Genomic DNA, 6,000 nt, shown 5'->3' on the forward strand with positions numbered 1-6,000 from the left:
AAGGTCTATCTCTTTGGAGACGTGGACCTTACTTTATAGCGAGCATACGAGGCGTTAGGGAGCACACTCTATTGCGGTTAGCGCACACCTGGATAGGTGCGAACAACGATCCAGGGAGTTCATATCTCCGTCCTGACCCGCTGCGCTACCGGGGCAGCTCAGTGAGATCCTCCCAATGGAGCATCCAGCGTCGCATCCCCATCGGTAGGTCATGCTCTGGCCCATCGAGTTGGACGAAGGCGAAACGGCCGTCGCGCATGACGGCGATCACCACACCGGTGTAACCGGTCATCAGCGATCCGAATGCTCGTGTCGTCATCGGGCTGTGCTCCATGCTGGAGATCAAGACCCGACATCCGTAAAGCCGCCACAAGCTCCGGGCACTCACGCGGTCCTCGGATCTTGAGCGAGTCCGGGCGCGACGTCCACCTCGCGCATGAGCCTGCGCAGTTCCGTGGTGCCGTCGGCGTCCAAGACGAGCGGGAACGGAGACGGCCAGGCAGCGATCGCGTAGAAGCGCCGGGTGTACGGCCCGTAGAACACGACCCACCCGCGTTCAGAGCGGTCCAGTTCCCAGGCGGCGCGCCGCTGGTCGGGATCCCAGCCCTGCCATCCCGGCAACTGATGGTCGCCTCTGTTCGCATCGCCGGATGACGCTGTACGCCGTCTCACCCGTCCTCCAAGGTGGCCGTGCATCTCGCATTACGGCGACCGTAGAAACGGGGAAGGGGGCCGGTGTGCACGACCTGTGCACACCGGCCCCCTTGACAGGCAGAGATCTATATGCCCATGCGCTCCCCCAGCAGGCGCAGCGACTCCGGAGGCTTCCGGTAGGTGCGCTGGAGCTGACGGACGGTCTCTCTCGCGGATGGGTGGAATCGGGTCATCTGCGGAGCGATGCGTTCGGCGTGCAAGATGCGTTTGAGGGACTTGTCGTGGTCGCTGGTCCACAGATGGACACGGGACATGTCGAGGTCGTGGTGTGCCCGCCGTTCACCGCCGACGCTTCGCCGTCCTAGATCCAGTTCCCGGTCCAGCTTGATCGCTTCGTCGGCGTCCCCCAGCTCGACGGCGACCGCGCAACCGTGGATGGCGGCGTTCTGGGGGTTCATCTGGAGTCCGTACGGGTCGCGGCGGTCTCGCGGGCTGATCCGAGCCGCAGCATCCGAAGCGGTGCCGTGATGCTCCCAGGCTTCCGGCGCCCTACCGGCTCTCGCGGCGGCGATGGCGGCGCTGAGGTGGAGGGAGCCGAAGACCTCGGTGGAGACCGGATTGCCTTGGTCGACCTTGGCGGCCGTCTTCTTGATCATCTTGAGGGAGACGTCCCACGCGCCGAGGGTCATGAGCAACCTCGCCCTACCGAGAGACACCAGGCAGGGAAGATGCTCGTCCTCGGCGTACTGCGCGGAGACGGAGGTCCGCTCGACGATGACCTGAGCGAGATCGTTGTAGCCCAGCCGCCGTGCCAGCGATCCGGCCAGAGCTTGGGCGCGGTTGAGCATGCGCCATGCCCGCGCGGCGTCCGTCTCCATGGCGTGAACGGTCAGTTCCTCCAGAACCGCAGGCAGGCGAGCGCCGAGACGGGCATGCGATGCGGCTTTCTGGAGCTTCCGCAGCTCGGTTATCTCGGTGCGCAACTCGTCCAAGGTCCGAGGAGGCGTGTCGAGTTCAGGAGCGATATCCACATACGCCAGAGCCATCCGAATTGCCGGGATAGTGGCGTGTACGGCATCGCTGTTCTTGTCGTTTCCCCTGTACGGCTGGCCATTGATCTCGGCCGGGTCTACGGCGCATGCTCGCGCGACAGCAGCGACCAGGGATGGAGTGGCGGGTTTCGCTCCGGTCTCAACTTTGGCGAGCAGGCTACGTGACACGTTGGCCCGCATGGCAAGGCCCTCCTGCGTGAACCCACGGAGGTTCCGCGCTCTCGCTATTCGGATGCCCGTGTGTTCGCTGTGAGGAGTGGTCGCCGGTTCGGGATTCCAGTCAAATCCGGCCATATGCCTTCCCCTTTTCCGGTTGCGCGACTTCTCCACGATAAACCGTTTGCCCAGCTCAGAGAGGTGGATTAGCGGAGGCCATCGCCCTGCCTCCGGTCAACGTCATCCGCCTAGATCCACACATTGCCGCCCTCGTTTGAGCGTGGTTCCTTGATACCCACTCGCCATGTGATGGAGCCTCTAGCCGCTAGGTGCCTGCTCAATGGCTCTGTAAGCCTCTAGAAAGACCTCTAGGTCTAGAGGTCTTTCTAGACCTAGCCTCATCAGCGGCCCTCTCACGTGCGATCCGGCGAGCTGTTGCGATGCGGTCGCGAGCGATCTCAGCCCAGAAGGCTTCTCCGTGACGGTGACCGTTTTCCGGCATAGTGCCAGTCGGCGACTGTCACGGTCTCCGCCGGATCGAAGGCCGGAACGCCCGAGATCAGCCGCGCTTGTTCGGCACGGAAGTCGGCTCGTGCTTGGCGAAGGTCTCCCAGCCTGATCGAGTAGTGGCGCGACTTGGTGGAGAAGTGGCCCCGGTAGCCGAGCATGTGAGGCCCACTGCCGCAGTGGCACCGTCCTGTACGCCGGTATGTCGGCGAGGGTGAAGCAGGTGTAGATCATGCGTCGCGCGTGCTCGGTGACCTTCAGCCCTGCGATCTGCCCCGCGTGCCGAATCGGACGATCAACCGTCCCCGCCGACTCGGCTCCCTTGGTGGCGTACTTGGCCACGTACGCGGCGACCCGGTGATCGCTCAGTCCGTCCAGTTCGGAGGAGACGTAGACCGGTCGGACGTCGAGCTGATCGCCCCATCGAACAGGAGACGGCGGTCCGTCCTCTATCTGGACCGCGACCTGTCCGGCGGTCCGGCGTATGGCCCGGTCGAGAAGGTCCATGGTGATGCGGTCCGGTGGACGGTCTGCCGGGACCGTCCGGTCCGTCAAGCCTGATCACGGCGTGGAAGTGAACCAGGCCGCGCGCCTGGTACTCGGCGACCTTGGCGTAGGAGAGGCGGGCCGTCCGGCGCAGTTCTTTGCGGGTGAGGCCGAGCAGGCGGGCGAGGACGCTGGGCATCGTCGGAGATGGGGGATGCTGTCGGGCTCATGGGCAACATCTTGCATGAAATGCAGAGCTACAACCTCCTCTACCGCGAGGAGGAGCGCGAGATGCTGCCGCTCTGCGCCGACCAGGGGGTGGGCGTGATCCCGTGGAGCCCGCTGGCCCGCGGCGTGCTGGCCAGGGCCGGCTCACCCGGCTCCGCCACGACCAGGACGGGCTCGGACGAGCGCATCGACCACCTGTACGACCCGGAGAACGACAAGGCGATCGTGGACCGGGTGGCGCAGGTGGCGGCGCGGCGCGGGCTGCCGGCCGCCCAGGTCGCGCTGGCCTGGGTGCTGGGCCGGCCGGGCGTCACGGCGCCGATCGTGGGGGCCACGAAGGAGCGGCACGTGGACGACGCGGTGGCGGCCGTGTCGGTGTCGTTGTCGGAGGAGGAGAGGTCCTTCCTGGAGGAGCCGTACCGGCCGCGCGAGGTCCGCTTCTGACCCTCGGCGCTCCTCCCGCCGCCTCCACCCCCTCGCCCGCGCTTCCCTCGCCTGCTTCTCTCCCCCGCCTGCCCTTCTCACCCCCGCCCGTGCTGAACCACCGGCCCTGGCCGCCACCGGGCGGGGGCGCCGGGCAGGCGGGGGCACCGGGCAGGCGGGGGCACCGGGCGGGTGGGGCCGGCGGGGCGGGATTGTCGGGGCGGCCCCCTAAGGTATGGGGCATGCGGGCAAACGAGGAAGCGGCGGCGGCGCTGCAGGAATACGCGGAGCTGTTCGCGCTCTCCGGCGGCGACGCCTTCCGCGTGCGGAGCTACCAGAAGGCCGCCAAGGCGATCGCCGGGTTCCCCGAGGACATCTCGGTCGTCGACGTGCGCTCCGTCCCCGGCGTGGGCGAGGCCATCGCCAAGAAGATGGAGGAGTTCCTGCAGCGCGGGAGCTTCCGGCAGCTCGACGACCTGCGCGGCAAGGTGCCCGACGGCGTGCGGCGGCTGACCAGGGTGCCGACGCTGGGCCCGAAGACGGCCATCATGCTGTTCGAGGACTACGGCATCGACTCCACCACGGCGCTGAGCGAGGCGATCACCTCCGGCCGCCTCGACGGCGTCAAGGGCCTGGGCCCGAAGACGCTGGCCAATCTGCTCAAGGGCATCGAGCAGCTTGAGCAGTCCGGCCGGCGGGTGCACATCGGCATCGCGACGTCCCTGGCCGAGCAGGTGATGGCCGCACTGTCCGGCCAGGCCGAGCGCATCGCCTACGCGGGCTCGCTGCGGCGGATGAAGGACACGATCGGCGACATCGACATCCTCGCGGTGGCGCCCGAGTCCATCATGGAGTCCTTCCGCGCCCAGCCCTACGTCGCCGAGGTCATCGCCGCCGGCGACAAGAAGACCTCGATCCGCACCACGTCCGGCGTCCAGGTGGACCTGCGCGTGGTCCCGGCCGGGTCGTGGGGCGCGGCGATGCAATACTTCACCGGCTCCAAGGAGCACAACGTCGCCATCAGGGAGATGGCGGTCAAGCGCGGCTGGAAGCTGTCGGAATACGGGCTGTTCGAGGGCGAGCGGGTGATCGCCGCCGCGTCGGAGGAGGACATCTACGACGCGCTGGGCATGCAGTACGTTCCTCCGCCGATGCGCGAGGACGGCGGGGAGGTCAAGGCGGCGCTCGCCGGCGAGCTGCCCGAGCTGGTGGAGCTGGCCGACCTCAAGGGCGACCTGCACACCCACACCGACCTGACCGACGGCATCGCCTCGCTGGAGGACATGGTGGCCGCCGGTCACGCGCGCGGCTACGCCTACTACGCGGTCACCGACCACGCGCCCGACCTGGCGATGCAGCGCATGACGCTGGACAAGGCGCTGGAGCAGCGGAGCCGGGTGGCCGAGCTGCAGGGGAGATATCCCGGCATGCGGCTGCTGCACGGCACGGAGCTCAACATCGCCCCCGACGGCTCGGTCGACTGGCCCGAGGAGGTCCTGCGGGAGTTCGACGTCTGCGTGGCCTCGGTGCACTCCCACTTCGGGATGTCCCGCGACGAGATGACCCGGCGCTTCATCGCCGCCTGCGAAAACCCGTGCGTCGACATCATCGGCCATCCCACGACGCGCAAGATCGGCAAGCGCGAGCCCGTGGACGCCGACTGGGACGCCGTCTTCCGCGCCGCCGCCCGCACCGGCACCGCCATGGAGATCGACTCCTTTCCCGACCGCTCCGACCTGCCGTCCGACCTGGTGCGGCTGGCCAAGCACCACGGGGTGAAGTTCTCGATCGACAGCGACTCGCACGCGATCCCGCACCTGGCCAACCAGCGCTTCGGGATCGGCATCGCGCAACGCGCCTGGCTGACCGCCGACGACATCATCAACACCTGGCCCCTGGACCGCCTCCTGGCCTTCTTCGGCCGCTGACCCCGCCTCCCGGCGAGCCGCGCCCTGACGAGCCGCAGGGACTGACGGGCCACCGGGCGTGTCCGTTCGCGGGGTGGGGTGGGTCAGCCGCTCCAGGGCTGGAGGCGGTCGCGCCAGATCCAGAGGCCCTTGTGGTCGCCCCCCTTGAGCCGTACCCAGTGCTCGGGGCCGCGGCCCCGGGCGGCGCAGGTGGCCCGGACGGGGTCGGCCGTCGGCGCCAGCTCGGCCCGCTTGCGGTGCTTCTTTCCCGGCCCCTCCCTGATGGGCGCCGGATCGTCGGACTGGTTGACGTAATGGCAGGTCGGGTCCGGTCGCATGGAGGTCGCGCTCGCGCCGGCGGGGGTGGCGACGGCGAAGGTGGTGAGAGTGAGCGCGGCGGCGGTGCCGAGGCCGGCCAGGGCTCGGATCATGGCTCCCATGAGCAGTCCCCCTTCGACGGAGACGACAAGGACGTTCGCCCCACCCCCTTCTCCCAAATACCGGCTTAACGCCATAAGTGTGGAGGTTTTACCTGCCCGAACCCCCTCCCCTTGACCTCGCCGCCCCCGCCCAAGACCTCCCTGCCC

7 protein-coding genes and 1 pseudogene are annotated in these 6,000 nt (G+C 68.1%); 2 read left to right on the top strand and 6 right to left on the bottom strand.

Annotated features, from left to right (window positions below; genetic code table 11):
- Positions 1-145: 145 nt before the first annotated feature.
- The 5 genes and pseudogenes from IO39_RS38700 to IO39_RS59770 all read right to left on the bottom strand — a co-directional run.
- Positions 146-346 carry a hypothetical protein gene (locus IO39_RS38700; protein WP_157549546.1) on the bottom strand — a complete coding sequence of 67 codons (201 nt, stop codon included), beginning with the start codon at positions 344-346 and terminating at the stop codon, positions 146-148.
- A gap of 38 nt (positions 347-384) precedes the next feature.
- Entirely contained in the window at positions 385-621 is a 237-nt protein-coding gene (locus tag IO39_RS55290) for a hypothetical protein (protein WP_157549548.1), read from the bottom strand.
- A gap of 158 nt (positions 622-779) precedes the next feature.
- The gene (locus IO39_RS38705; protein ID WP_084774232.1) at positions 780-2,000 is read right to left on the bottom strand and encodes a helix-turn-helix domain-containing protein; all 1,221 of its coding nucleotides are present in this window, start codon (positions 1,998-2,000) and stop codon (positions 780-782) included.
- Between the two features lie 320 nt (positions 2,001-2,320).
- Positions 2,321-2,530: a replication initiator gene (locus IO39_RS59765; protein WP_369332900.1), complete on the bottom strand. Its 210-nt coding sequence runs from the start codon at positions 2,528-2,530 to the stop codon at positions 2,321-2,323.
- Between the two features lie 10 nt (positions 2,531-2,540).
- A pseudogene (locus IO39_RS59770) lies at positions 2,541-3,054 on the bottom strand (replication initiator); the annotation flags it as partial.
- 29 nt (positions 3,055-3,083) lie between these two features.
- Between IO39_RS59770 and IO39_RS38710 the strand changes: the two are divergent.
- Both IO39_RS38710 and polX read left to right on the top strand, forming a co-directional pair.
- Positions 3,084-3,527 carry an aldo/keto reductase gene (locus IO39_RS38710; RefSeq protein WP_245642530.1) on the top strand — a complete coding sequence of 148 codons (444 nt, stop codon included), beginning with the start codon at positions 3,084-3,086 and terminating at the stop codon, positions 3,525-3,527.
- Between the two features lie 221 nt (positions 3,528-3,748).
- On the top strand, positions 3,749-5,434 hold the full coding sequence (gene polX / locus IO39_RS38715; RefSeq protein ID WP_043634760.1) for a DNA polymerase/3'-5' exonuclease PolX: 1,686 nt from the start codon (positions 3,749-3,751) through the stop codon (positions 5,432-5,434).
- Positions 5,435-5,517: 83 nt separating this feature from the next.
- Here the strand turns inward: polX and IO39_RS38720 are convergent, their stop codons facing one another.
- Positions 5,518-5,853 (bottom strand): hypothetical protein, encoded by a 336-nt coding sequence (locus tag IO39_RS38720; RefSeq protein ID WP_157549550.1) that lies wholly within the window; start codon positions 5,851-5,853, stop codon positions 5,518-5,520.
- Positions 5,854-6,000: the final 147 nt, after the last annotated feature.

It is taken from the genome of Nonomuraea candida (genome assembly GCF_000725485.1).
Classification (GTDB): domain Bacteria; phylum Actinomycetota; class Actinomycetes; order Streptosporangiales; family Streptosporangiaceae; genus Nonomuraea; species Nonomuraea candida.

Bases quoted from the DNA above. Each gene is read 5' to 3' on its own strand.
- polX (WP_043634760.1), top strand. From the start codon at position 3,749: ATGCGGGCAAACGAGGAAGCGGCGGCGGCGCTGCAGGAATACGCGGAG.
- IO39_RS38705 (WP_084774232.1), bottom strand. From the start codon at position 2,000: ATGGCCGGATTTGACTGGAATCCCGAACCGGCGACCACTCCTCACAGC.
- IO39_RS59765 (WP_369332900.1), bottom strand. From the start codon at position 2,530: ATGCTCGGCTACCGGGGCCACTTCTCCACCAAGTCGCGCCACTACTCG.
- IO39_RS38710 (WP_245642530.1), top strand. From the start codon at position 3,084: ATGGGCAACATCTTGCATGAAATGCAGAGCTACAACCTCCTCTACCGC.
- IO39_RS38720 (WP_157549550.1), bottom strand. From the start codon at position 5,853: ATGGGAGCCATGATCCGAGCCCTGGCCGGCCTCGGCACCGCCGCCGCG.